This window comes from Actinomadura graeca (assembly GCF_019175365.1).
GTDB classification, from domain to species: domain Bacteria; phylum Actinomycetota; class Actinomycetes; order Streptosporangiales; family Streptosporangiaceae; genus Spirillospora; species Spirillospora graeca.
The window spans coordinates 757606-782880 of sequence record NZ_CP059572.1; the positions used below are offsets into that span (position 1 = coordinate 757606).

Annotated in this window: 23 protein-coding genes; 6 read left to right on the top strand and 17 right to left on the bottom strand. The window is 72.5% G+C overall.

From position 1 onward, the window contains the following. The first annotated feature begins 2 nt into the window (after nucleotides 1-2). Both hisS and aspS read left to right on the top strand, forming a co-directional pair. Nucleotides 3-1271 (top strand): histidine--tRNA ligase, encoded by a 1269-nt coding sequence (gene hisS / locus AGRA3207_RS03695; protein ID WP_231333140.1) that lies wholly within the window; start codon nucleotides 3-5, stop codon nucleotides 1269-1271. Continuing rightward, complete coding sequence (gene aspS / locus AGRA3207_RS03700; RefSeq protein WP_231333141.1) at nucleotides 1268-3055, top strand: aspartate--tRNA ligase; 1788 nt, start codon at nucleotides 1268-1270, stop codon at nucleotides 3053-3055. The genes hisS and aspS overlap by 4 nt, the downstream gene beginning before the upstream one ends. Before the next feature lie 51 nt (nucleotides 3056-3106). On the opposite strand, the gene AGRA3207_RS03705 is transcribed toward aspS, so the two are convergent. The 17 genes from AGRA3207_RS03705 to pgsA form a co-directional block, all read right to left on the bottom strand. Next, nucleotides 3107-5281, bottom strand: a complete 2175-nt coding sequence (locus tag AGRA3207_RS03705) for a RelA/SpoT family protein (RefSeq protein WP_231336220.1) — start codon at nucleotides 5279-5281, stop codon at nucleotides 3107-3109. A gap of 515 nt (nucleotides 5282-5796) precedes the next feature. Further along, complete coding sequence (locus AGRA3207_RS03710; protein WP_231333142.1) at nucleotides 5797-6321, bottom strand: adenine phosphoribosyltransferase; 525 nt, start codon at nucleotides 6319-6321, stop codon at nucleotides 5797-5799. 109 nt (nucleotides 6322-6430) lie between these two features. Further along, nucleotides 6431-7600, bottom strand: a complete 1170-nt coding sequence (gene secF, locus AGRA3207_RS03715; RefSeq protein ID WP_231333143.1) for a protein translocase subunit SecF — start codon at nucleotides 7598-7600, stop codon at nucleotides 6431-6433. Nucleotides 7601-7603: 3 nt separating this feature from the next. Then, nucleotides 7604-9355: a protein translocase subunit SecD gene (gene secD / locus AGRA3207_RS03720; RefSeq protein ID WP_231336221.1), complete on the bottom strand. Its 1752-nt coding sequence runs from the start codon at nucleotides 9353-9355 to the stop codon at nucleotides 7604-7606. Between the two features lie 103 nt (nucleotides 9356-9458). Next, a complete protein-coding gene (gene yajC, locus AGRA3207_RS03725; protein ID WP_231333144.1) occupies nucleotides 9459-10007 on the bottom strand; it encodes a preprotein translocase subunit YajC in 549 nt (182 codons plus the stop codon). A gap of 174 nt (nucleotides 10008-10181) precedes the next feature. Further along, nucleotides 10182-11249: a Holliday junction branch migration DNA helicase RuvB gene (gene ruvB / locus AGRA3207_RS03730; RefSeq protein ID WP_231333145.1), complete on the bottom strand. Its 1068-nt coding sequence runs from the start codon at nucleotides 11247-11249 to the stop codon at nucleotides 10182-10184. Then, a complete protein-coding gene (gene ruvA / locus AGRA3207_RS03735) occupies nucleotides 11246-11851 on the bottom strand; it encodes a Holliday junction branch migration protein RuvA (protein ID WP_231333146.1) in 606 nt (201 codons plus the stop codon). The genes ruvB and ruvA overlap by 4 nt, the downstream gene beginning before the upstream one ends. Then, entirely contained in the window at nucleotides 11848-12441 is a 594-nt protein-coding gene (ruvC, locus tag AGRA3207_RS03740) for a crossover junction endodeoxyribonuclease RuvC (RefSeq protein ID WP_231333147.1), read from the bottom strand. The genes ruvA and ruvC overlap by 4 nt, the downstream gene beginning before the upstream one ends. Nucleotides 12442-12536: 95 nt before the next feature. Beyond that, nucleotides 12537-13292, bottom strand: coding sequence for a YebC/PmpR family DNA-binding transcriptional regulator (locus AGRA3207_RS03745; protein ID WP_231333148.1), 756 nt, complete (start codon nucleotides 13290-13292; stop codon nucleotides 12537-12539). Between the two features lie 3 nt (nucleotides 13293-13295). After that, entirely contained in the window at nucleotides 13296-13913 is a 618-nt protein-coding gene (gene pdxT, locus AGRA3207_RS03750) for a pyridoxal 5'-phosphate synthase glutaminase subunit PdxT (protein ID WP_273699998.1), read from the bottom strand. A 92-nt stretch (nucleotides 13914-14005) separates the two neighbouring features. Continuing rightward, nucleotides 14006-14620, bottom strand: a complete 615-nt coding sequence (locus AGRA3207_RS03755) for a DUF6928 family protein (protein ID WP_231333149.1) — start codon at nucleotides 14618-14620, stop codon at nucleotides 14006-14008. Nucleotides 14621-14890: 270 nt separating this feature from the next. Further along, nucleotides 14891-15814 carry a pyridoxal 5'-phosphate synthase lyase subunit PdxS gene (gene pdxS, locus AGRA3207_RS03760; protein WP_231333150.1) on the bottom strand — a complete coding sequence of 308 codons (924 nt, stop codon included), beginning with the start codon at nucleotides 15812-15814 and terminating at the stop codon, nucleotides 14891-14893. 115 nt (nucleotides 15815-15929) lie between these two features. Continuing rightward, nucleotides 15930-16964 (bottom strand): DUF3048 domain-containing protein, encoded by a 1035-nt coding sequence (locus AGRA3207_RS03765; protein WP_231333151.1) that lies wholly within the window; start codon nucleotides 16962-16964, stop codon nucleotides 15930-15932. Between the two features lie 45 nt (nucleotides 16965-17009). Then, entirely contained in the window at nucleotides 17010-17552 is a 543-nt protein-coding gene (locus AGRA3207_RS03770; RefSeq protein WP_231333152.1) for a LemA family protein, read from the bottom strand. 10 nt (nucleotides 17553-17562) lie between these two features. Beyond that, on the bottom strand, nucleotides 17563-18756 hold the full coding sequence (locus AGRA3207_RS03775) for a glycosyltransferase family 4 protein (RefSeq protein WP_231333153.1): 1194 nt from the start codon (nucleotides 18754-18756) through the stop codon (nucleotides 17563-17565). Further along, nucleotides 18753-19697: a phosphatidylinositol mannoside acyltransferase gene (locus AGRA3207_RS03780; protein WP_231333154.1), complete on the bottom strand. Its 945-nt coding sequence runs from the start codon at nucleotides 19695-19697 to the stop codon at nucleotides 18753-18755. Before AGRA3207_RS03780 ends, AGRA3207_RS03775 begins: the two co-directional genes overlap by 4 nt. Then, complete coding sequence (gene pgsA / locus AGRA3207_RS03785) at nucleotides 19694-20338, bottom strand: phosphatidylinositol phosphate synthase (protein WP_231333155.1); 645 nt, start codon at nucleotides 20336-20338, stop codon at nucleotides 19694-19696. The genes AGRA3207_RS03780 and pgsA overlap by 4 nt, the downstream gene beginning before the upstream one ends. 313 nt (nucleotides 20339-20651) lie before the next feature. Here pgsA and AGRA3207_RS03790 point away from each other — a divergent pair, with 313 nt between their 5' ends. The 4 genes from AGRA3207_RS03790 (at nucleotide 20652) to AGRA3207_RS03805 (ending at nucleotide 25268) form a co-directional block, all read left to right on the top strand. Beyond that, nucleotides 20652-22817, top strand: coding sequence for an elongation factor G-like protein EF-G2 (locus AGRA3207_RS03790; protein WP_231333156.1), 2166 nt, complete (start codon nucleotides 20652-20654; stop codon nucleotides 22815-22817). A gap of 169 nt (nucleotides 22818-22986) precedes the next feature. After that, a complete protein-coding gene (locus AGRA3207_RS03795; RefSeq protein ID WP_231333157.1) occupies nucleotides 22987-23850 on the top strand; it encodes a polysaccharide deacetylase family protein in 864 nt (287 codons plus the stop codon). A gap of 9 nt (nucleotides 23851-23859) precedes the next feature. After that, entirely contained in the window at nucleotides 23860-24315 is a 456-nt protein-coding gene (locus AGRA3207_RS03800) for a hypothetical protein (protein WP_231333158.1), read from the top strand. Next, a complete protein-coding gene (locus AGRA3207_RS03805) occupies nucleotides 24312-25268 on the top strand; it encodes a hypothetical protein (RefSeq protein ID WP_231333159.1) in 957 nt (318 codons plus the stop codon). Before AGRA3207_RS03800 ends, AGRA3207_RS03805 begins: the two co-directional genes overlap by 4 nt. Nucleotides 25269-25275 lie beyond the last annotated feature (7 nt).

A 25275-nucleotide genomic window follows, 5' to 3' on the forward strand; every position in this document is an offset into this window, starting at 1 on the left:
CCATGAGTTCGAGCTTCCAGGCCCCCAAGGGGGTCAGTGAATACGTCCCGCCGCGCGCGGACCTCTTCTTCGCCATCCGCGAGGCGTTCGCCGAGCAGGCCCGGCTGGCCGGTTACGGCTACCTGGAGCTGGCCGTCTTCGAGGACACCGCGCTGTTCCGGCGCGGTGTCGGCGAGTCGACCGACGTGGTGTCCAAGGAGATGTACACCTTCGAGGACCGGGGCGGCCGGTCGCTGACGCTGCGCCCGGAGTTCACCGCGGGCGTGCTGCGGTCCGTCCTGGAGAACAACCTCCACAAGCAGGGCGCGCTGCCGGTCAAGGTGTGGACGACCGGGCCCGCGTTCCGTGCCGAGCGCCCCCAGCAGGGCCGCTACCGGCAGTTCTACCAGCTGGACCTGGAGGCGATCGGCAGCGAGGACCCGCAGGTCGACGCCGAGACGATCGCCGTCGCCGTGCACTGGTACCGCTCGCTGGGCCTGACGCAGGTGCGGCTGCTGCTGAACTCGCTCGGCTGCAAGGAGTGCCGCCCCGCCTACCGGGCCCTGCTGCAGGACTTCCTGCGCCGCCTGGACCTGGACGAGGCGACCCGCGCCCGCATCGAGATCAACCCGCTGCGGGTGCTGGACGACAAGCGCCCGCAGGTCCGCGCCCAGCTCGCGGACGCGCCGCTCATGGCCGACCACCTGTGCCCGGCGTGCAAGAGCCACCACGACCGCGTCCGGCAGCTCCTCGCCGACCTCGGCGTCGCGTGGGAGGACACGCCCGCCCTCGTCCGCGGCCTCGACTACTACACCCGCACCACCTACGAGTTCGACCACCCGCTGCTCGGCGCCCAGTCGGGCATCGGCGGCGGCGGCCGCTACGACGGGCTGTCGGAGAGCATCGGCGGGCCGCCGCTGCCCGGCATCGGCTTCGGGCTCGGCCTGGACCGGACGATCCTGGCGATGGAGGCGGAGGGCGCCGCGTTCCCCGCCGGGCCGCGCTGCGAGGTGTTCGGGGTGGCGCTGGGCGAGGCGGCCGAGCGCCGGATGTTCGCCCTCGTCGACGGGCTCCGCCGCGCGGGCGTCGCCGCCGACATGGCCTTCGGCGGGAAGCGGCTGAAGGGCGCCATGAAGGACGCCGACCGCTCCGGCGCCCGGTACGCCGTGATCCTCGGCGAGCGGGATATCACGGACGGCGTCGCCCAGGTCAAGGATCTGGCCGAGGGCGAGCAGGACGCCGTCCCCCTCGCCGACATCATCACGACGTTGAAGGAAAGGCTCTCGAAATGATCCGCACGCACGAGGCGGGGACGCTCCGCAGGGAGCACGCCGGGCGGCCGGTCACGCTGGCCGGCTGGGTCGGCCGCCGCCGCGACCACGGCGGCGTCACGTTCATCGACCTGCGCGACGCGTCCGGCACCGCGCAGGTCGTCTTTCGTGAGGACGAGGTGGGCCCGGGCGGCGTGCTGAGCTCGGCGCACGACCTGCGCGCCGAGTTCTGCGTCAGGGTCGTCGGGGAGGTCCGGATCCGGCCCGCCGGCAACGAGAACCCCGAACTGCCCACCGGCGACATCGAGGTCGCCGCGACGGAGATCGAGGTGCTGTCGGAGGCGGCGCCGCTGCCGTTCCCCATCGAGGGCGACGTGAACGTCAACGAGGAGATCCGGCTCAAGTACCGCTACCTCGACCTGCGCCGCGACGCGGTCGCGCGCGCCGTCCGGATCCGCTCGGAGGCCGCGTTCCTCACGCACGAGGTGATGCGGGAGCACGGGTTCGTCAATGTCGAGACCCCGACGCTGACCCGGTCCACCCCCGAGGGCGCCCGCGACTTCCTCGTCCCCGTCCGGCTCAAGCCCGGCCACTGGTACGCGCTGCCGCAGTCGCCGCAGCTGTTCAAGCAGCTGCTCATGGTGGGCGGGCTGGAGCGCTACTACCAGATCGCCCGCTGCTACCGGGACGAGGACTTCCGCGCCGACCGGCAGCCCGAGTTCAGCCAGATCGACATCGAGATGTCGTTCGCCGACCAGGACGACGTCCTGAAGGTCGGCGAGGACCTCGTCGCGCGGCTCTGGCGGGACATCGCCGGCTACGAGATCCCCCGCCCGATCCCCCACATCACCTACGCCGACGCGATGGCCCGCTACGGCTCGGACAAGCCCGACCTGCGGTTCGGCAACGAGCTGACCGACGTGACCGCGTACTTCGCCGGGACGTCGTTCCGGGTGTTCCAGGCCCCCTACGTGGGCGCGGTGGTCATGCCCGGCGGGGCGTCGCAGACCCGCAAGGAGCTGGACGGCTGGCAGGACTGGGCGAAGGCCCGCGGCGCCCGCGGGCTGGCGTACGTGCTCGTCCAGGAGGACGGCACGCTCGGCGGCCCCGTCGCCAAGAACCTCTCCGACGCCGAGAAGTCGGGGCTGGCCGCCGAGGTCGGCGCCGACGTGGGAGACGCGATCTTCTTCGGCGCCGGGAAGCGGCACGCCACCCAGGAGCTGCTCGGCGCGGCGCGGCTGGAGATCGGCCGCCGCCGGGACCTGATCGACGAGACGGCCTGGAGGTTCGTCTGGGTCGTGGACGCGCCGGTCTTCGAGCCCGTCGAGGACGCCAAGGGCGAGCAGATCGGCTGGACGTCGGTGCACCACCCGTTCACCGCGCCCAAGCCCGAGTTCGCCGCGACCTTCCACGAGGACCCGGGCGCCGCGCTCGCCGACGCCTACGACCTCGTCCTCAACGGCACCGAGATCGGCGGCGGTTCCATCCGCATCCACCGCGCCGAGATGCAGCAGCGGGTGTTCGACGTGCTGGGCCTGTCCAAGGCGGAGGCGGAGTCCCAGTTCGGCTTCCTGCTGGAGGCGTTCAAGTTCGGCCCGCCCCCGCACGGCGGCATCGCCTTCGGCTGGGACCGGACGGTGATGCTCCTCGCCCGGCAGGACTCGATCCGCGACGTCATCGCCTTCCCCAAGGCCGCGTCCGGCAGCGACCCCCTGACCGCCGCGCCCACGCCGATCACGGCGCAGCAGCGCGAGGAGGCGGGGGTCGACGTGATCCCCGAGGACGAGGACGACGCCGACGCCTGACCCTCCGCAGGGCGGCCCTCCGGGGCCGCCCTACCGGGTGGCCCAGGGCCCTTACCTGGTGGCGCCGCTGGTGACGCGGTAGACGTCGTAGACGCCGTCGATGGAGCGGACGGCCTTGAGGACGTGCCCGAGGTGCTTGGGGTCGCCCATCTCGAAGGTGAACCGGCTGACGGCGACGCGGTCGCGGGTGGTGGTGACCGAGGCGGACAGGATGTTGACGTGCTGGTCGGACAGCACGCGCGTCACGTCCGACAGGAGCCGGGGCCGGTCGAGCGCCTCGACCTGGATGGCCACGAGGAAGACCGAGTCCTCGCCCGGGGACCACTTGACGTCGATCAGGCGGTCGGGCTGGGACTTCAGGCTGCCGACGTTGGCGCAGTCGGCGCGGTGGACGGACACGCCGTGGCCGCGGGTGACGAAGCCGACGATGTCGTCGCCGGGCACGGGGGTGCAGCACCGCGACAGCCGCACCCACACGTCCGGGTCGTCGGCGACGACGACGCCGGGGTCGCCCGCCGGGCGGTTGCGCTTGCGGCGGGTGGGCAGCGCGATCTCGGCGAGGTCCTCCTCGGCGCTCTCGACGCCGCCGAGGGCGTCCACGAGGCGCTGGACGACGGTCTGCGCGGAGACGTGGCCCTCGCCGACGGCCGCGTAGAGCGACGAGACGTCGGTGTAGCGCAGGTCGCGGGCCAGGGCGAGCAGCGCCTCCCCGGACATCATGCGCTGGAGCGGCATGTTCTGCTTGCGCATCGCGCGGGCGATGGAGTCCTTGCCGGACTCGATGGCCGTGTCGCGGCGCTCCTTGGAGAACCAGTGCTTGATCTTGTTGCGGGCGCGGGCGCTCTTGACGAAGCCGAGCCAGTCGCGGCTGGGCCCGGCGTCCTGGGACTTGGAGGTGAACACCTCGACGGTGTCGCCGTTGTCGAGGGTGGACTCCAGGGGCACGAGGCGGCCGTTGACGCGGGCGCCGATACATCGGTGCCCGACCTCGGTGTGGATCGCGTAGGCGAAGTCGACGGGGGTCGCGCCCTGCGGCAGCGCGATGACGTCGCCCTTCGGGGTGAAGACGAACACCTCGGAGACCGACAGGTCGAAGCGCAGCGACTCCAGGAACTCGGCGGGGTCGGCGGTCTCCTTCTGCCAGTCCAGGAGCTGGCGGAGCCACTGCATGTCGCCGGCCTTGCGGCCGCCGACCGTCTCCTCCTTGTACTTCCAGTGCGCGGCGACGCCGTACTCGGCGCGGCGGTGCATGCCCCAGGTGCGGATCTGCAGCTCGACGGGCTTGCCCTCGGGGCCGATCACGGTGGTGTGCAGCGACTGGTACATGTTGAACTTCGGCATCGCGATGTAGTCCTTGAACCGGCCGGGGACCGGATTCCATCGCGCGTGGATCGAGCCGAGGGCGGCGTAGCAGTCGCGGACGCTGTCGACGAGGACCCGGATGCCGACCAGGTCGTAGATGTCGTCGAAGCTGACGTCCCGCGCGATCATCTTCTGGTAGATCGAGTAGTAGTGCTTCGGCCGCCCGGTGACGGTGGCCTTGATCCGGGCCTCGCGCAGGTCGGTCGAGACGTTCTCGATCACTTCCTGGAGGTACACGTCGCGGCGGGGGGCGCGTTCGGACACCAGGCGGGCGATCTCGTCGAACCGCTTGGGGTACATGGTGGCGAACGCGAGGTCCTCCAGCTCCCACTTGAGGGTGTTCATGCCGAGGCGGTGGGCGAGCGGCGCGAACACCTCCAGGGTCTCGCGGGCCTTCTTCTCCTGCTTGTGCCGCGGCATGTAGCGCAGGGTGCGCATGTTGTGCAGCCGGTCACCGAGCTTGATCACCAGGACGCGGATGTCGCGGGACATCGCGACGACCATCTTGCGGACGGTCTCGGCCTCGGCCGCCTCGCCGTACTTGACCTTGTCGAGCTTGGTGACGCCGTCGACCAGCGCGGCGATCTCGTCGCCGAAGTCGGCGCCGAGCTCGTCGAGGGTGTACGGGGTGTCCTCGACGGTGTCGTGCAGCAGCGCCGCGCAGAGGGTCTCGGTGTTCATGCCGAGCTCGGCGAGGATGGTGGCGACGGCGAGCGGATGCGTGATGTACGGGTCGCCGCTCTTGCGCTTCTGGTGGCGGTGATAGTGCGCGGCCACGTCGTAGGCGCGCTCGATGAGCCGGAGGTCCGCCTTCGGATGCGTGTTCCGGACGGTCTTGATGAGTGGTTCGAGTACCGGATTCATAGTGGGACCGCGCTGGGCGCCCAGCCTGGCGAGCCTGCGGCGGACGCGGGCTGCGGAAGGCGGGACGGTGGTCGTGGACGTGGTGCCTGTGGCGGCGGGGTCGTCGGCGGCGGTGTCCCCCGGCCGTCCGGCGGGGCCTTCGGGCCGTTCGGACGGGCGGGCGCCGGGCGGCGCCGCGGGCTGGTCGGAAGGCGTCTGATCGGAAGGCGTCTGGTCGGGAGGTGTCTGCTCGGGAGGCGTCTGCTCGGGAGGTTTCCGGTCGGCGGACGGCCGGTCGGAGGGCAGGGCCTCTCCGGGCGGCGGCCCGGCGGCCCCGGGGGCCTCCTGCCCGGCGGCTCCCCGTGCGGGACGGCGTTCTGCCTGGGGCTCCGCCGCGGCGTCGGTCACCGCCGCGTCGGTCGATACCACCTCACCTGGCACCCAGCCTCCCTGGTCCTTGCGGGCGCGGTCTCCACTGCGCCTCGCGGGTCACGCCGGACCCCGATCTCGCCAGTGTATCCGGCACCCATTTAGTGCTAGACCGTAACCAGCGAGTGGACGTCCAGATTCCCGAGCCTCCCGCGTCCGCGCAGGAACGACAGCTCGATCAGGACCGAGAGGCCCACGACGTCTCCGCCGCCCCGGCGGACGAGGTCGGCGGCCGCCCTGGCCGTCCCTCCGGTGGCCAGCACGTCGTCGACGATCAGCACGCGGTCGCCGGGCGCGAACGCGTCGACATGGAGCTCGATCGTCTCGGTCCCGTACTCGAGATCATAGGTCTCCTCGTGCGTCCGTGACGGCAGCTTCCCCTTTTTGCGCACCGGGACGAAACCCGCGCCGAAGTGGTAGGCGACGGGGGCGGCGAGGATGAACCCGCGCGCCTCGATCCCGACGATCTTGTCGATGGTGCCGCGGCCGTGGTGGTTGACGATCGCGTCCACCACGCCCGCGAAGGCGACGTGGTCGGCGAGCAGCGGGGTGATGTCCTTGAAGACCACGCCCGCCTTCGGGTAGTCGGCCACGTCACGGATCCGGTCCTGGATCAGCTTGCCGAGGTCCACGCTGCACTCCCCTGTGCTGGGTCCCGCTGGTCATGGGCCGGCCGTGCCCGCACCCGCCCCGGGACGGGGCCGGACGCGGGCACGGCCGGAGATGTCCGCCGCGCCGGCGCTACTTGCCTCGGCGCTGCTGGCGGCTGCCGCGCTTGGGCTGCTGGCGCGGACCCTGCTGCACGACCTTGCGGACGGTCACGCTCGCGGCACCGTCCTCGCCGTCGCCGTCGCCGCCGCCGCCATCGCCGTCGTCGTCGGAGGAGGAGCCGGAGGCGTCGCCGGACGGCCCCGTCGCGGCCTTGACCTTGGCGGCCTTGGCCTGCCGCTTCGCGCTGGACTCGCGGCGCGCGATGTTGGCGCGGATCTCCTTGTACTTCGGCTCCCGCTCCTTGAGCTGGACGAGCAGCGGCGTCGCCACGCAGAGCGAGGAGTACGTACCGATGATCATTCCGACGAACAGGGCCAGCGACAGGTCCTTCAGGGTGCCCGCGCCGAACAGCGTGGTGCCGATGAACAGGATCGCGCCGACCGGCAGGATCGCCACCAGCGAGGTGTTCAGGGAGCGGACGAGGGTGCTGCTGAGGGCCTGGTTCGCCGCCTCGCTGTAGGTGGTCTTGGAGGTCGGGCCGAGCGGTCTGGTGACCTCCTTGATCATGTCGAAGACCACGACCGCGTCGTACAGCGAGTAGCCGAGGATCGTCAGGAAGCCCAGCAGGGTGGCGGGGGTGACCTCGAATCCCGACCAAGCGTAGACGCCCGCGGTGATGACCAGGTCGTGGACGAGCGCGACCACCGCGGCCAGCGCCATCCGCCACTCGAACGCCACCGACAGGTACCCGATGATCAGGATCATGAAGACGATCAGCGCCTGCCAGGCCTTCTTCTGGATCTCACCGCCCCACGAGGCGCCGACGACCTGGGTGCTGACCTTGTCGGCGGGGATCTGCAGTTCCTTGGTCACGTTCTGCTTGATCCCGGTGACCTGCGCCGACGACAGGCTCTCGGTCGTGACGCGCCAGTCGCCGCCCGCCTTCTGCACGATCGCCTGGTGGGCGCCGCCGCCGGTGACGGCGCCGCGCACCTGCTCGATCGAGTGGCCGGACGCCTTGAAGGTGAAGACCGACCCGCCCTTGAACTCCACGCCGATGTTGAGGCCCTGGATCAGCAGGCCCGCGATCGACAGCGCCAGCAGGAACCCGGAGATCGAATACCAGATCTTCGGCTTGCCGACGATGTCGGCGCTGACCTCGCCCCGGTAGATCCGGGAGATGATCGCACGCGTCCCCATGGCTCAGACCTCCTGGCTCGTCGTGCGGGCGGCCTGGCCGCCGGAGGCGTTCTGCGCCGTCCGGCGCAGCCGCTTGGCGTCGAGCCCGGACAGCGGATGGCCGCGGCCGAAGAAGTCGGTGCGCGACAGCAGCGCCACCATCGGCTTGGTGAAGAAGAACACCACGATGACGTCGATGAGCGTCGTCAGGCCCATCGCGAACGCGAAGCCCCGCACGCCGCCGACCGCGAGGAAGTACAGGACCAGCGCGGCGAGGAACGTCACGGCGTCGGCGACGAGGATCGTCCGCCTCGCCCGTTTCCAGGCGTTCTCCACCGACGATCGCAGCTTGCGGCCGGCCCTCAGCTCGTCCCGGAGCCGTTCGAAGTACACGATGAACGAGTCCGCGGTGATGCCGATGGAGACGATCAGGCCGATGATGTGCGGCAGCGACAGCCGGAAGCCCATCCCCTCACCGAGGATCACCACCGAGATGTAGGTGATCGCGGACGCGACGATCAGGCTGGACACCGCCACCAGGCCGAGGCCCCGGTAGTACAGCATGCAGTACAGGACCACCAGGCCGAGGCCGATGCCGCCGGCGATCAGGCCGCCCTCCAGCTGGTCGGCGCCGAGCGTGGACGACACCTCGTCGATGGAGCTCTGCGTGAACTCCAGGGGCAGCGCGCCGTACTTGAGCACGTTGGCCAGGTCGGTGGCGTACCGCTGGTTGAAGCTGTCGGGGGGGCCGTCGATGCTGGCGGTGCCGCCGGTGATCGCGCCCCGGTTGATGCTCGGAGCCGAGACGACCTGCCCGTCCAGGACGATCGCGATCTGGGACCGCGGGGAGCTGGGGCTCTGCTGGTAGGAGCGGTACGCCTCGGTGGTGACCTCGCCGAACTGGCGGCCGCCCTTGCCGTCGAACTTCAGCGACACCGACCAGCTCGCCTGGCCCTGCTGCGCGTCCGGCGGCATGGCGCTGGCGCCGTCGACGTTCTCGCCGAGGACCCGCACCGGCCCGAGGATGTACTTGGTGACCTGGCCGTTCTCTTCCTTCTGGTCGCAGGCGGCGACCCACTTGCGGTTCGGGTCGTTGGACCCGGGGGCCCGCTTGTCGCCGGTGTAGCAGTTGAGCGCCTCGAACTGCTTGATGACGGCCTTGTCGTCGATGCCGGTGTAGTCCTGCTGGGGGGCCTGCTGCTGCGGCGCCCCCGTCGGCAGGCCGGACGGCGCGGCCGAGGGCGAGGCGGACGGGGCACCCGACGGCGTCCCCGAGCCGGACGGCGTCGGGGTGGGCGCGGTGAGCGCCTGCGACAGCGCCCTCCCCCGCGGCGTCGCCGACGGCGAGGCGGAGGACGACGCCGAGGCGGACGGCGACGGGCTGGCCTTGTCGTCCTTCTTGCCCTTGCCCGGGCTCGCCGACGGCGCGGGCGCCGCCCCGGCCGCGGTGGGCTTGCCGTCCGCGACCGCGAACACCTGCCGGAACTGCAGCTTGGCCGTCGTGCCGATGAGCGAGACGACGCGGCCCTGCCCCTCCCCCGGCACGTTGACGACGATGTTGTTGCTGCCCTGCTTGGCGACCTCCGCGTCGGAGACGCCGAGGCCGTTGACCCGCTGCGTCATGATCTTGACGGCCTGGTTCATCTGCGAGGCCGGCGGGTTCTTGCCCTTCTCGGTCTTGGCCGTGAGCGTGACGGTGGTCCCGCCGGCGAGGTCCAGCCCCAGCCTGGGCGTGGTCCGCCCCTGCAGGACCGCCACGCAGGCCAGCACTACCATGATCACAAGGAGCGCGAGGAGCGTGCGCCCTGGCTTGGGGACATTGCTAGGCGGAGCCACTGGTCGTCTTACTTCCCGTCTTGAGTTCGGTGCCGGAGGGGCGTCAGGCCGAGGGCTTCTCCGCGGCCTTCGCCTTCACCCGCACCCTCGGCTTGGACCCGGACTCCTCCGCCGCGGAGTCCTCTGCGGCGGCGGTCGCCCCCGCGCCCTTGGCGCCCTTGGCGTCGTCGCCGCCCTCGTCCTCGGCGTCCTTCGCGCCGGCCTCGTCCTTGGTGAGCTCGACGCGCCCGCCGTCGCCCTTCAGGTCGTCGTCGTCCTCGTCCTCGTCGAGCTCGTCGTCGACGTCCTCGGGCTCGTCGTCCTTGAGGACCTGCATGACGGCCTGCTTGACGAAGCGCACCTCGACGCCCGGGGCGATCTCCAGGAGCACCCCGTCGTCGTCAACCTCGACGACGGTCGCCCTCATACCACTGGTCGTCAGAACGCGCGCGCCGGGCTGCATGCGGTTCTGCATCTGCATCTGCTCTTTGCGGCGCCTGCTCTGCGGCCGGATCAGCAGGAAGTAGAAGACCAGGGGAACGGCGAGGAGAAGCAGCAGGTTGAAGGCCCCGCCGCCGCCCGATGACGCCGCGATAATCATGTCGCTGCCCATTACTGGGGCATCCTTCCGATGTGGTTTGCCCAGCCTGTGGCCGGATCGGCCACTCCCACGGGACCGTCGGCTGGGGACGGTGAACCAAGTCCCGGAGTCTAGAGAGTACGCGAGACCCCGGCAACGACGTGACGATCGGTGACGCCGGGAAGTTCCCAAGCCGTTATCAGATGATCATCCTTCGGGCGGCGCGGGGTCCCCGTCCATCTCGAAGAGCGTCCCGGTCAGCGGCGCGGCGGGGGGCGGCGTCAGCCCCAGGTGCGCCCAGGCGGCGCCCGTCGCGACCCGGCCGCGCGGCGTGCGCGCCAGCAGCCCCTGCCGGACGAGGAAGGGCTCGGCGACGACCTCCACCGTCTCCGGCTCCTCCCCCACCGACACCGCCAGCGTCGACAGCCCCACCGGCCCCCCGCCGAACTTGCGCAGCAACGAGGCGAGGACGGCCCGGTCGAGGCGGTCCAGGCCCCGCTCGTCCACCTCGTAGAGGGTCAGCGCCGACCGCGCCAGGTCCCGGTCGATCACCCCGTCGGCGCGGACCTCGGCGTAGTCGCGGACGCGGCGCAGCAGCCGGTTGGCGATCCGGGGCGTGCCGCGGGACCGCCCGGCGATCTCGGCGGCGCCGTCGCCGCTGATCTCGACGTCCAGCAGCCGCGCCGACCGCCGGACGATCACCTCCAGCTCCGCGGGCTCGTAGAAGTCCATGTGCGCGACGAACCCGAAGCGGTCGCGCAGCGGCCCGGGCAGCATCCCCGCCCGGGTGGTGGCGCCCACCAGCGTGAACGGCGCGATGTCCAGGGGGATGGCGGTGGCGCCGGGGCCCTTGCCGACGACGACGTCGACCCGGAAGTCCTCCATCGCCATGTAGAGCATCTCCTCGGCGGGACGGGCCAGCCGGTGGATCTCGTCCAGGAACAGCACCTCGCCCTCGGCGAGGGTGGACAGCACCGCCGCGAGGTCGCCCGCCCGCTCGATCGCCGGGCCGGAGGAGATCCGCAGCGGCTGCCCCAGCTCCGCCGCGATGATCATGGCGAGGGTGGTCTTGCCCAGGCCGGGCCCGCCCGACAGCAGCACGTGGTCGGGCGTGCGGCCGCGGCCCAGCGCGCCGTGCAGGACCAGCGACAGCTGCTCGCGCACCCGCTCCTGCCCGACGAAGTCGCCGAGCCTCTTCGGCCGGAGCGCGGCCTCGATCACCTGCTCCTCGGCGCCGTCGGCGTCGGCGGAGACGAGCCGCTCGTCCTCGCTCATCTGCTGAGCTTCTTCAGCGCGGCCTTGAGCAGCGCCGCCACCGGCGGCGCCTCGGCGCCGTCCAGGTCGGCGGCGACGGCGTCCACGGCGGCGTCGGCGTCCTTGGCCGACCAGCCGAGGTTGATCAGGCCGGTCTGGACCTGCCCGCGCCACGCCTCCCCGCGCGCGGGCGCCCGCACGTCGCCCGCGCCGTCGCCGGACGGGCCGCCCAGCCGGTCCTTCAGCTCCAGGACGATGCGCTGCGCGCCCTTCTTGCCGATGCCGGGCACCTTGGTGAGCGCGGCCAGGTCCTCGGCCGCCACGGCGTGGCGGAGCGCGTTGGGCGTGTGGACGGCGAGCATGGCCAGCGCCAGGCGCGGCCCGACGCCGCTCGCCGTCTGGAGCAGCTCGAACACCACGCGCTCGTCGTCGTCGGCGAACCCGAACAGGGTGAGGGAGTCCTCCCGGACGACCAGGGAGGTCGGCACGGTGGCGCTGTCGCCGATCCGGAGCCCGGCGAGGGTGGCGGGGGTGCACTGCACCGCGAAGCCGACGCCGTGGACGTCGATCACCGCCCCGTCGGGCCCGGCGGCGGCGACCTGGCCGCTGACGAAGGCGATCACTCGGGGGTCCCTCCTCTGGTCCGGGCGGCGAGCCGCTCGCGCTCGGCCCTGGCCGCCTCCTCGATCCGCGACGTGCGGGCCGCGTCCAGGCGCCGCCGGGGCCCGCCGCGCCACACGTGGCAGATGGCGAGCGCCAGGGCGTCGGCGGCGTCGGCGGGCCGCGGCGCGTCGTCCAGGCCCAGCAGGCGCGTGACCATATGCGTCACCTGCGCCTTGTCCGCGCGGCCGTTGCCGGTGACCGCGGCCTTGGCCTCGCTGGGGGTGTGCAGGGCGACCGGCAGGCCGCGGCGGGCGGCGGCGAGCATGGCGATCCCGGCGGCCTGGGCGGTGCCCATCACGGTGCGGACGTTGTGCTGGGAGAACACGCGCTCGACGGCCACGGCGTCCGGGGCCAGCTCGTCCATCAGCGCCTCGATGCCCCGTTCGACGCCGAGCAGGCGCAGGGCGTGGTCGTCGTCGGGCGGCGTCCGCACGACCGACACGTGCACGAGGCTGAGCCGCCTCCCGGGGGCGCCCTCGACGACGCCCACCCCGCACCGGGTGAGCCCGGGGTCCACCCCCATCACCCGCACGGCCGCTCCTTCGATCATCTGTTCGGCCGACACGCTACCAAGCGGCGCCGCGCCCCGTTCACGTGCGGCGCGGCGTGTCCCGGAAGTCCGCCTCGAACCTCCGGCCGGGCGCCTCAGGCGTCGATCTGCTCCATGATCTCGTCGGAGACGTCGAAGTTGGCGTAGACGTCCTGGACGTCGTCGGAGTCCTCCAGGGCGTCCAGGAGGCGGAAGACCCGCTTGGCGTTGTCCTCGTCGAGCGGGACGGTGACGCTCGGCAGGAACTTGCTCTCGGCCGACTCGTAGTCGATGCCGGCGTCCTGGAGGGCGCTGCGGACGGCGACCAGGTCGCCCGCCTCGCTGACGACCTCGAAGTTCTCCTCGTCGAGGTCGTTGACCTCCTCGGCGCCCGCGTCCAGCACCGCCATCATCAGGTCGTCCTCGCCCACGCCCGCCTTCGGGACGATGACGACGCCCTTGCGGTTGAACATGTAGGAGACCGAGCCCGGGTCGGCGAGGGAGCCGCCGTTGCGGGTGAGGGCCACCCGGACCTCCGAGGCGGCCCGGTTGCGGTTGTCGGTCAAGCACTCGATGAGCACGGCGACACCGCCGGGGGCGTAGCCCTCGTAGGTGATGTTCTGCCAGTCGGCGCCGCCCGCCTCCTCACCGGCGCCGCGCTTGCGCGCGCGCTCGATGTTGTCGTTGGGGACGGAGTTCTTCTTCGCCTTGTAGATCGCGTCGTACAGGGTGGGGTTCGCGTCGGGGTCGCCGCCGCCGGTGCGGGCCGCCACCTCGATGTTCTTGATCAGCTTGGCGAAGAGCTTGCCCCGCTTGGCGTCGAGGGCCGCCTTCTTGTGCTTGGTCGTCGCCCATTTGGAATGGCCGGACATCTGTCAATCCTCCTCGGTCGCCCGGCGCACCAGATCGGCGAAGTAGTGGTGCACGCGGAAGTCGCCCGTCAGTTCAGGGTGGAAGGCGGTCGCCATGAGGCGGCCTTGACGGACGGCGACGATCCTACCGGCGTTCGGACCGCCCTCGGCGCGTCCGAGCACCTCGACGGCGTCGCCGACGGACTCGACCCACGGGGCGCGGATGAAAACGGCGTGGAACGGCGCTCCGTCCATTCCGGTCAGCGGAACGTCCGCCTCGAAGGAGTCCACCTGGCGGCCGAAGGCGTTGCGCCGCACGGTCATGTCGATCCCGCCGACGGTCTCCTGGCCGGCCACGCCGTCGCGGATCCGGTCGGCGAGCATGATCATGCCGGCGCAGGAGCCGTAGGCGGGCATCCCGGCCTCGATCCGCTTGCGCAGCGGCTCCAGCAGGTCGAACGCGCGGGCCAGCCGCCACATCGCGGTGGACTCGCCGCCGGGCAGGACCAGGCCGTCCACGCGCTCCAGTTCCTCGGGGCGGCGCACGTCGAGGGCCCGCGCGCCCGCGGCCTCCAGCGCCCGGGCGTGTTCGCGCACGTCGCCCTGGAGGGCGAGCACTCCGATCGTCGGCACAGCAGTCACGTATGAACCTTCCGGGGGCGGCGGGGGGCGCTTCAACGGCGGACGTCACATACAACGTTCCAGGACGTCGCGGATCTTCCGCCAGGACGTGGTCAGGCGTGCTTGAAGCGGCGCAGCGGGAGCTCCAGCGGCAGGAAGCCGTCCTTGCCGCGGTGGGCGATGCCGCGGCCGAACATGTGCTCCTCCGCGAGCGCCAGCCCGAACTCCTCCGGGTCGAAGGGCAGCGGCACGTCGGCTCCGCCCTCGTCGATGGGCCGCCAGAACGGCGCCTCGGCGGGCAGCCGCTCGCCCTGGTCGACGATGACGCCGTCCTCGGCTGTCACGAAGACGTCCCGGCGCAGCTCACCGGACTCGTACCAGCGGAACCAGCACCCGCGGATGACGTTGTGCAGGACGAGCACGCCGCAGTGCGAGCCCGGCAGGGCCGCCGCGGCCGTGTCGGCGATCCGGCGGGCGTCGTCGTCGAGGCAGAACAGCCGCCGGTCGCACAGCAGCAGCGCCCGCTCGAACGCGCCGACGAACAGCTCGTCCTCGTACGGCCACAACGCGAAATCCAGGACGGTGTCACCGGTCTCGGTGAGGCTGTCCGCCGGATAGAGTCCGCGGGCTATGGCCGCGGCGGCGTCCGGATCGGCCACCAGGCCCGGCCGGAACACCTCGGTTGGTTCACCCGCGCTCGCGCATGCCAGCGCGACCGACCAAGCCATGCTCTCCCCTCCCACGGCCGGGCGCCGCCACAACCCCGGGGCACCTCCCAGAACCCCGCGGTACCACCTGTCACCGGACGATGTCCCCACACCATCCGGGTCCGGGTGTCGCCCTGAGGGAATCGACCCAGACCCCCCAGAACTACTTTTACCGGCCGCGTCGCCAGCGTAATCCCTCCCGCCTGGCTCTGTAGAGGGGGGACCGGAAGTAATCGCCCGGCGGCCCGGCCGGACGATCACCTCACGGGCCCGCGGCGCGGCCGGGACGGGTCACCAGCCGCGGCCGGCGAACTTCTGGTCCTCGCCGAGGGAGGCGGCGCTGATACCCACCATGGCCTCGCCGAGGCCCCGGGAGACCTTGGCGATCACGTCGGGGTCGTCGTGGAAGGTGGTGGCCTTGACGATCGCCTCGGCCCGCTGCGCGGGGTTGCCGGACTTGAAGATGCCGGAGCCGACGAACACGCCCTCGGCGCCGAGCTGCATCATCATCGCGGCGTCCGCTGGGGTGGCGATCCCGCCGGCGGTGAACAGCACGACGGGCAGCTTCCCGGCCGCCGCGACCTCCTTGACCAGCTCGTAGGGCGCCTGGAGCTCCTTGGCGGCGACGTACAGCTCGTCCTCGGGCAGCGACCGCAGCCGGCGGATCTCCTGCCGGATCCGGCGCATGTGGGTCGTGGCGTTCGAGACGTCGCCGGTGCCGGCCTCGCCCTTGGAGCGGATCATCGCCGCGCCCTCGGTGATGCGGCGCAGCGCCTCGCCGAGGCTCGTCGCGCCGCACACGAACGGCACGGTGAACGCCCACTTGTCGATGTGGTTGTCGTAGTCGGCCGGGGTGAGCACCTCGGACTCGTCGACGTAGTCGACGCCGAGGGCCTGGAGCACCCGCGCCTCGACGAAGTGGCCGATGCGGGCCTTGGCCATCACCGGGATGGACACCGCGGAGATGATCCCGTCGATCATGTCGGGGTCGCTCATCCGGGAGATGCCGCCCTCGGCGCGGATGTCGGCGGGCACCCGCTCCAGGGCCATGACCGCCACGGCGCCGGCGTCCTCGGCGATCTTCGCCTGGTCGGGCGTGACGACGTCCATGATCACGCCGCCCTTGAGCATCTCCGCCATGCCGCGCTTGACGCGGGCGGTCCCGGTCTCGGGCGCGGCGTTCTCGGGGGCGGGACTGGAAGTTGACACGGGCATTTCCTCACATGGGCGGTCGGCAGGTCCCTTCCATGGTATTGCCTGCTCGGGCGACCGCTCGACCCGGCAGAGTGTCAGCACGGGGCCGCTCCGGCTTACGGAGTGACCGCCCGCGCTAGGGGATGCGGGGCTTGCCGTCGTTCAGCAGGACGACCCAGACCTGCCCGGGCGCGAAGCCGATCGGCTTGCCGTCGGGGGTGGTGTAGGTGGTGCCCTGCGCCTCCGTGGGCCGCGACCATCGCGCCTGGTAGGACTTGCCGTCGCGCAGGACGAGCGCGCGGCCGGTGCCGGTCGTGTGGATCAGGGGGGTGTAGCTGCCGAGGAAGTCATGGAAGGGGGAGCGGGTCGTCCGGGCGTACTGGACGACGATCGTCCGGCCGCCGAGCCGCCCGCCCTCGGCCGCGAGGTCGGGCCGCCCGCCCCAGCTCGCCAGCCAGCGGCGCTGCGCGGCCGACCAGGTGAAGCCCATGGTGGCGGCCGGCCACCGGGCGGTGAAGGACCGGGTGGGCCTGCCGCCCTCGGGCGCCGGGCCGAAGCGGAAGCCGATGTCGCGGGGCGGCCCGGCCTGGGGCGCCTGCTTGAGGAGGTTCCTCGGGTCGGCGTAGAGGTTGTACGGGATGGGCTTGGGCCCGGCGCGGAAGTAGGCGGCGCCGCCGTTGTCCTGGGAAATGTCGTACACCGGCGCCTCGCGGATGTACTTCTTCATCTTGCTCTGGACGCCGGAGAAGGCGAAGGCGGGGCGGCCGAACTGCGGCAGGATGTGCAGGTCGGAGATGCGGGCGCTGCGGACGGGCCCGACCCGCCGCGGCAGCCGGGACGAGTAGACCGCCATGAGCCGCGTCTCGCCGCCCTCGACCTGCTCGACGTAGACGATGTCGGCGGCCGACACCCCGGACTGCGGCAGCGCCGGGGCCGTGTTCTCGATCTTGACGGCGAGCACCGGGTTCCGCAGGCCGGTCCTGCCTCCGGTGAAGGGATGCGTCGCGGGCGCCGCGGCGCCGGACGGCCCGGTCCCCCCGGCGTGCGGCGGCGCGGCGCCCTCGGGGCCGCGGTCATCGGAGCAGGCGGCGAGGCCGCCGGCGAGGGCGGTGAGGGCCGCGATCCCCGCGGCCGTCCTGCCCCGGAGGGCTGTCTCCCGCGCGATTCGCACGATACGGGCCTCCCTTGACGGTCTGCCCGAGACTAGCGAACCGTCTTAAATGCCCGGTGGGGAGTCGTCAATCTCGAAGAAACCGGGCAGCGGCGCGCGCCCGGCGAGCGGCAGCACCCGGATGAGCATCTTGCGGCGCGCGATGCGGGCCTGCGAGACGGCGTCGTTGTAGAAGCTGCGGGCGTAGGCGACCTTCGCGGCGGCCGAGGACAGCTCCTCCAGGACGGCCGTCCCGGCCTCTCCCCCCTTGGCGCCGAGCGTGCTGGCGAACTCGGGCTGGCCGACGACCGCGCGCAGCGCCCGGGACAGGTCGCTCTCGGCGAACTCCCGGTTCTCGGCGTCGGCGGTGCGGGCCTCGTGCGCCGCGGTCGCCAGCACCAGGCTGGTCGCCGGGTCCAGCAGCCGGGAGGCGGCCAGTTCCAGGGCGGCGGCGGCGCGGCGGACGAGCGCGGCGTCCAGCGCGGCGCGGGCGGTCTCGACCCGGACGTGGAGCCTGTCCAGGCGGGTGGCGCGCCACGAGACGTACACGGCGGCCAGGAAGGCGACGGAGATCCAGAAGAGGACGTCGATGATCCAGTCGTAGGACATCCGCGGCCTCCTAGGCGCCGAGGCCGGACTCGACGACCCCGGCGCCGTCGTGCCCGGCGGCCCGCTCGGACACGGTCTCGTACACCCTCAGCACGTCCCTGGCCACCGACGACCAGTCGTAGGCGCGGACGGCCGCGCGGGCCTCGGCCGACAGCTGCTTGCGCCGCGCGGGGTCGTCCAGGAGGTCGCCGGCGGCCGCCGCGAGGGCCTCGTGGTCACCGGCCGGGAACAGCGCCCCGGCCCGGCCGCCGAGCAGCACCCGGTCGAACGCCTCGATGTCGCTGGCCAGGATGGGGGCGCCCGCCGACATCGCCTCGGCGAGCACGATGCCGAAGCTCTCCCCGCCGGTGTTGGGGGCGACGAACACGTCCACCGAGTGGTAGGCGCGGACCTTGTCCTCCTCGCTGACCATGCCGAGGACGACGACGCGGTCGCGCAGCTCCGGCGGGATCCGCGCCACCGCGTCGTCGGCGTCGCCGGGCCCGGCGATCAGGAGCCGCAGGCGGGGACGGCTCCGGCCGAGGATCTCGAAGGCGCGCAGCAGGACGGGCAGCCCCTTGCGGGGCTCGTCCATGCGGCCGAGGAAGCCCAGCGCCCCGCCGTCGCCGGCGCCGGCGGGCCCGTCCGGGCCGCGCCCGTCGCCGCGCCCGGGCCAGCCGGGCAGCGGGTCGGCCATGGCGTACCGCTCGGTCGCCACGCCGTTGGGGATCAGCACGGCGTCGCCGCCGAGATGCTCGACGAGGGTGGTGCGGGCCGCCTCCGACACCGCGATGCGCCCGGTGATCTTCTCCAGGGCGCTCTGCAGGATCGGCGCGGTGACCGACACCACGCGGGACTTCTCGTAGGACGCGTGGAACGTGCCGACGATCGGCCCGTCGGCCGCCCAGCAGGCCAGCAGCCCCAGCGAGGGCGCCGCGGGCTCGTGGACGTGCAGGACGTCGAACCGGCCCTCGTTGATCCAGCGGCGGACCCGTCCCGCCGACAGGAACCCGAACGCCAGCCGGGCGACGGAGCCGTTGTAGGGGACGGGCACGGCGCGCCCGGCCGAGACCACGTAGGGCGGGAGCTCGGCGTCGTCGTCGGCGGGCGTGATGACCGACACCCGGTGGCCGAGCGCGATCAGCGCCTCGGCCAGGTCGCGGATGTGCTGCTGGACGCCCCCCGGGACGTTCCACGTGTAGGGGCAGACGATGCCGACCCTCATCGGCCGCCCTCCGGAAGATCCTCCACCCAGACCTTCTGCAGCATGTGCCAGTCCTCCGGGTGGGCCGCGATGCCCTCCTCGAAGACGCGCGCCATCTCCTGGGTCATGGCCTGGATCCTCTCCTGTCTGACGCCCTCGTCAGGGACGGGGATCTCCTCGTGCACACGTGCCGCCCAGTACTCGCCCTCGTACCACAGTGTCACGGGGATCAGCGCGGCGCCCGTCTGGACCGCCAGGGCGGCCGCCACCGCGGGCATCCGGGCCGTCGCGCCGAAGAACTCGACGTCCACGCCGGTCGCGGTCAGGTCGCGGTCGACGACCAGGCACACCGGGCGCCCGGCGCGCAGCCGCCGCGCCATCAGCCCGAACGCGGACGCGCCCCGGTGGGCCAGGACCTCCATGCCGAGACCCTCGCGGAACTCCACGAACCGGTCGAACAGCGACTCGGGCCTGAGACGCTCGGCGACGGTGGTGAAGGGGTGGCCGTTGTGGACGAGCCAGGCGCCGGCGTGCTCGTAGTTGCCCATGTGGGGCAGGGCCAGGATCACGCCCCGGCCGGCGTCGAGGTTGGTGAAGATCTTCTTCTCGCCGGTGACCCGCATCCGGCCGAGGATCCGCTCCCGGTCGTACTCGGGGAGCCGGAAGACCTCCAGCCAGTAGCGGAAGTAGGACCGCAGCACCTTCTTGCTGAGGACGCGGACCTCATCGTCCACCCCCCGCTTGCCGAGGACCCGGCACAGGTTCCTCTCCAGCTGCCGGACGCCCGCCCCGTGCCGGTGCCAGGTCCGGTCGGCGAGCGCCGTGAACGCCAGCCGCGCCGCCCGCTCGGGCATCTTGCGGACGACCGTCCAGCCCAGCGCGTACGCGGCGTCCATGACCTCGTCGCGGAGCGGCACGGGCGGGCGGGGCGGCGCGGGCCCGGAGCCGCGCCGCGCGGTCATGGGCGCGGCTCCGCCGCGGGCTCGGAGGCGGCCTCGCGGCCGCGGTCGGCCTTCGCCTGGGCGTGGACGGCCGCGAACCGCTGCCCGACCGTGACCGTGCTGAGGGCCGCCAGCGCCCACAGGGCCAGCGCCAGGATGTACGGGACGCCCAGGCCGTCGAACCCGGCCGCCACCAGCGCGACGATCAGCCGCTCGGCCCGCTCGGCGATCCCCACGTCGCAGGTGTAGCCGAGCCCTTCCGCGCGGGCCTTGGCGTAGGAGACCACGACGCCCGACACCAGGCAGTAGAGGGCGACCGCGGCGAGCTGCTCCTGCCCGTCCCGGTAGAGCCCGATCATCAGGCCGGAGAAGATCGCGGCGTCGGCGACCCGGTCCATCGTGGAGTCCAGGAAGGCGCCGAACTTGGAGATCTTGCCGGTGACGCGGGCGACGGCACCGTCCAGCATGTCGAACAGCACGAACGCGGTGATCACCATCGTGCCCCAGAAGAACTCGCCCCGGGGGAAGAGCACGAGCGCGCCGGCGGCCACGCCGACCGTCCCGATCACGGTGATGGCGTTGGGCGAGACCCCGGTCCGCGCGACCGCCTGGCCGATGGGCGTCAGTACGCGCCCCAGCGCGGGCCTGATTCTGTTGAGCATCGCCGTCCGTTCTCGTGATGTCGGGTAGAGGCCCCCCGCGGGCTGCCGCAGCGCGCTCAATCGTAGTGCGCGCGCAGCCCAGAGGCGGTCAGGCCGGGTTCCGGTCGCGCGCGGGACGCGGAGATGACGGATGTTTGTCGTTCACCCCTTGTGATCCGGCCCGTCACGGGAAAGGGTGTTGACACGGGTGTGACGCCGGTCACGCACGTCGGAGGAGGTCGGCCGCCGCACTCGGACGTCAGGGCGGGCCCCGCCGGGCCCGGCCCCAGCCACACGCGGGCCTCCGCGGCGAGGCCCGTCCGAGGAGGTAGCCATGGCGGACAAGGCAGGCCACCCGGGAGCCCCCGGCAGGGCACCGGAGGCCGGCGGGTGCGACAAGGTGCGCAATGTCGTACTGGTCGGCCATTCGGGGGCGGGCAAGACCACGCTGGCGGAGGCGCTGCTCGCCGCGACGGGCACGGTTCAGCGGGCGGGGAAGGTGGAGGACGGCACGACCGTCAGCGACTTCGACGAGGTCGAGACGCGCCAGCAGCGCTCGGTCAACCTCGCGCTCGCGCCGTTCCAGTACGGGGACATCAAGGTCAACCTGATCGACACGCCGGGATACGCCGACTTCGTGGGCGACCTGCGGGCGGGGCTGCGCGCCGCCGACGCGGCCCTGTTCGTGATCTCGGCGGTGGACGGCATCGACGGGCTGACCCGGATGCTGTGGGAGGAGTGCGCGGCCGTCCGGATGCCGCGCGCGGTCGTCATCACCAAGATCGACCAGCAGCGCGGCGACTTCGACGACGTGGTGCTGACGTGCCAGGACGTCTTCGGCGAGGGCGTGGCCCCCCTGTACTTCCCGGTGAGCGGCGGCGACGGGCTGAAGGGCCTGATCGGGCTGCTGACCCAGCGCTGCCTCGACTACTCCACCGGCGAGCGCACCGAGTGCATGCCGGATCCGGAGTACCTGGACCAGATCTCCGAGCAGCGCGCGTCGCTGATCGAGGGGATCATCCAGGAGAGCGAGGACGAGGGCCTCATGGACCGGTACCTGTCCGGTGAGGAGATCGACGTCAAGGCGCTCGTCGCGGACCTGGAGACCGCGGTGGCGCGCGGCAGCTTCTACCCGGTGCTGGCCACGTCCGTCCCGCACGGGGACCATCCCGGCCCGGTCATCGGCATGCAGGAGCTGCTGGAGGTCATCGCGCAGGGGTTCCCGTCTCCGCTGGAGCACGGGATCCCGCCGGTGACACCGGTGAAGGGCGGGCCGCCGAAGACGATCTCCTGCGATCCGGAGGGCCCGCTGGTCGCCGAGGTCGTCAAGACCACCTCCGACCCCTATGTGGGGCGGATCTCGCTCGTCCGGGTGTTCTCCGGGACGCTGCGCCCCGACACCGTCGTGCACGTCTCCGGGCACGGCATGGAGGACCGCGGGCACGAGGACCACGACGTCGACGAGCGCGTCGGCGCCCTCACCTCGCCGCTCGGCAAGACCCAGCGGACCGTCTCGTCCTGCGCGGCGGGCGACGTCTGCGCGGTCGCCAAGCTGGCGCGCGCCGAGACCGGCGACACCCTGTCCGACCCGTCCGCGCCGGTGGTGATGGCCCCCTGGTCGATGCCGGACCCGCTGCTGCCCGTCGCGATCCGGGCCAGGTCCAAGGCGGACGAGGACAAGCTCAGCCAGGCCCTCGGGCGGCTCGTCGCCGAGGATCCGACGCTGCGGCTGGAGAACAACGCCGAGACCCGCCAGCTCGTCCTGTGGTGCATGGGCGAGGCCCACGCGGACGTGCTGATCGACCGTCTCCACGCCCGCTACGGCGTCGAGGTCGAGCGGATCGGCCTGCGGGTGCCGCTGCGGGAGACGTTCGGCGGGAACGCCAAGGGCCTCGGCCGGCACGTCAAGCAGAGCGGCGGGCACGGCCAGTACGGCATCTGCCACATCGACGTGGAGCCGCTGCCGTCCGGTGAGGGCTTCGAGTTCGTCGACAAGATCGTCGGCGGGGTGGTGCCGCGGCAGTTCATCCCCTCGGTCGAGAAGGGGCTCCGGCAGCAGATGGAGCGCGGCGTGTCGGCCGGTTACCCGCTCGTCGACATCAAGGTCACCCTGCACGACGGCAAGGCCCACTCGGTGGACTCCTCCGACATGGCCTTCCAGGCCGCGGGCGCGCTGGCGCTCAAGGACGCGGCGGGCTCGGTGCCGATCCTGCTGCTGGAGCCGGTCGACGAGGTGGCCGTGCTCATCGCCGACGAGTACGTGGGCGCGGTCATGTCCGACCTCACCTCCCGGCGCGGGCGCGTCCTCGGCTCCGAGGCCGTCCCCGGCGGCCGCACCATGATCAAGGCGGAGGTCCCCCAGCTGGAGATCATCCGCTACGCGATCGACCTGCGCTCGATGTCCCAGGGCACGGGCACCTTCAACCGCTCCTTCCTCCGCTACGAACCGCTCCCCTCCCACCTGGCGGACAAGGTCGCCGCCGAGTCCAGGGACACCTAGCCCCGCGGACACCGGGCCGGAACGGCCGGGTCCGGCCGGACCCTTCCGGCCTGGTGTTCCACGGCGGAATTCATCCTTTCGACACCCCGGCCTCATCCCAGAGGGTGAGCGCCGGTTCGACCCCCGGGGCGATCATCTTCGGGCCCCGCCGTGAAATTCTGGCTGGGCTATGGAAGACGCGGGGGAGGTGCGGCGGCCCGAGGAGCCCGGCCGCCGCCGGGTGGTCAGGAGGCTCGGCCTGGCCGCCGGGGGACTGCTGGCCGCCGGCGCCGGATTCGCCGCCGAGGAGGCGTGGCGCAGGCAGGACCCGCCGACGCCCGCGTCGGCGGCGTCGGTGGACTCCTGGCAGCCGCCCGGGAGCCAGGTCGACGTCGTGTGGACCGTCGACACCGCGCGGCGCCTCATCGCGCTGACCTTCGACGACGGGCCGATGGAGCGGTGGACGCCGCAGGCCCTCGACGCCCTGGACGCCGAGGGGGTCCCGGCGACGTTCTTCGTCGTCGGCAGCCGGCTCGCCCGCAACGCCGACCTGGTCAGGGGACGCCTGGACCGCCACGAGGTCGGCAACCACACCTGGCAGCACGACGACCTGTCGCGGATGAGCCACCGCAGCGCCTACCGCTCCATCCACCGCACCCACGAGGCGATCAGGCAGGTCACCGGCCGGGAGCCGCGGCTGCTGCGCCCGCCGTGGGGCCGGCTCGGCGGCACCACCCTGCACGTCGCCGCCGAGCACGGCTACGACATCGCGCTGTGGTCGCTGCTGGTGCAGGACCGCCGGTTCGGGGACGAGCCGTCCGAGCTCGTGGACACCGTCGTCGCCAACGCCCGGCCCGGCACGATCCTGCTCGCCCACGACGTCGGCGCGCCGAGCCGCAAGGTCGCCGTCCAGCAGCTGCCCGCCATGATCCGGGGCCTGCGGGCCCGGGGGTTCGAGTTCGTCACGGTGTCGCAGCTCCGGGAGGCGGGCTCGCGCGGCGGCGCCACGTCGGCGCGGCCGGTCGTCGCGCCGAAGCCGCAGAGGCGGCCCTAGGGTGGTGTGATGCACTCTCCGGCCCTCCGCCTCGGCCCGCGCGCCAGGCTCTGGCGCTCCGCCGCGGCGGCGGCCGGGATCGGGGCGCTGCTCTGGACGAGCGCGTACGGGACCGACGACGACTTCCCGTTCGGGCCGATGACCCAGTTCGCGTTCTCGGTCGACAACGACGGCGGCGAGATCCACTCCCACTGGCTGGAGGCCGACACCGCGGCGGGCACGCACGTGAAGCTGTCCATGGACGCCGTGGGGTCCGGCATGAAGCGCGCCGAGATCGAGGGCCAGATGACCCGGCTCGCCCGCGACCCGTCCCTGCTGCAGGGCATCGCGGACGGGCAGCGCAGTCTGCATCCCGGGCGGCCTCGCCTGACCAGGATCTACATCGTGAAACAGGTCCAGACGTTGAAGCACGGCAAGGTGGTGTCCACCACCAGGACCAACCGCGTCGTCTGGGACGTGCGGTGACCGCCGCCGCGACGCCGGAGGCGCCCCGTCCCGCCCTCGCCGCGGAGCCCGCCCCCGCGCCGCGCCGCACGCCCTGGGGCCGCTGGTGGTACGGGCCCGTGCCCCGCGCCCGGATCGCCTGGCTGCGGATCCTCGGGTACGGCTTCCTGCCGTTCGACATGCTGCTGCTGACCAGCAGTTCCATGGCGCACGCGCGGCTGCCCGCCGACCTGTACCAGCCGGTGCGGCTGGCGCGCTGGCTGCACCTGCCCGCGCCCACCCCCGGCGCCATGCACGCGTTGCTGGTGGTCACCATCGCGGCCGGGCTCGTCGCGGCCACCGGCCGGGTCCTGCCACGGCTGACGGGCTACGTCACCGCGTGCGGCTACCTGTGGTGGGTCACCATCAGCATGTCGTACGGCAAGGTCGACCACGACCACCTGGCGCTCGTCATCGCGCTGTTCGTGCTGCCGGGCGTCGGGCGCGCCGGGATCGGTGACCGGCGCGGCTGCGAGGCGTCGGCGTGGTCGGTCCGCTGCGTCCAGGTCTCGGTGGTCGCCGCCTACTTCCTGTCGGCGTGGGCCAAGGTGCGCATCGGCGGGTTCCCCCAGTGGCAGAACGGCGCGACCGTCCAGTGGGCGCTGAGCCGCCGGGGCACGCCGTTCGGGCGGAGCTTCATCGGGTACCCGCTGCTGCTGAGGATCAGCCAGTGGTTCATGTTCCTGGCGGAGGCCGCCTCGCCCGCCCTGCTGTTCCTGCGCGGCAGGCCGCTCTACCTGCTGGTGCTGTTCTTCGCCGGGTTCCACGCCGTCACGTACGCGCTGATGACGATCCACTTCCTGCCGCATGCGATCTGGCTGGCGGCGTTCCTGCCGCTGGAGCGGCTCACCGGGCTGCTGCCCGCACGCTGGCGCGGCCACGCCGCTGAACCGGCCTCGCAGCCGTCGGACGCCCCGCAGCCGCTGCCGGGCTGACCGGTGT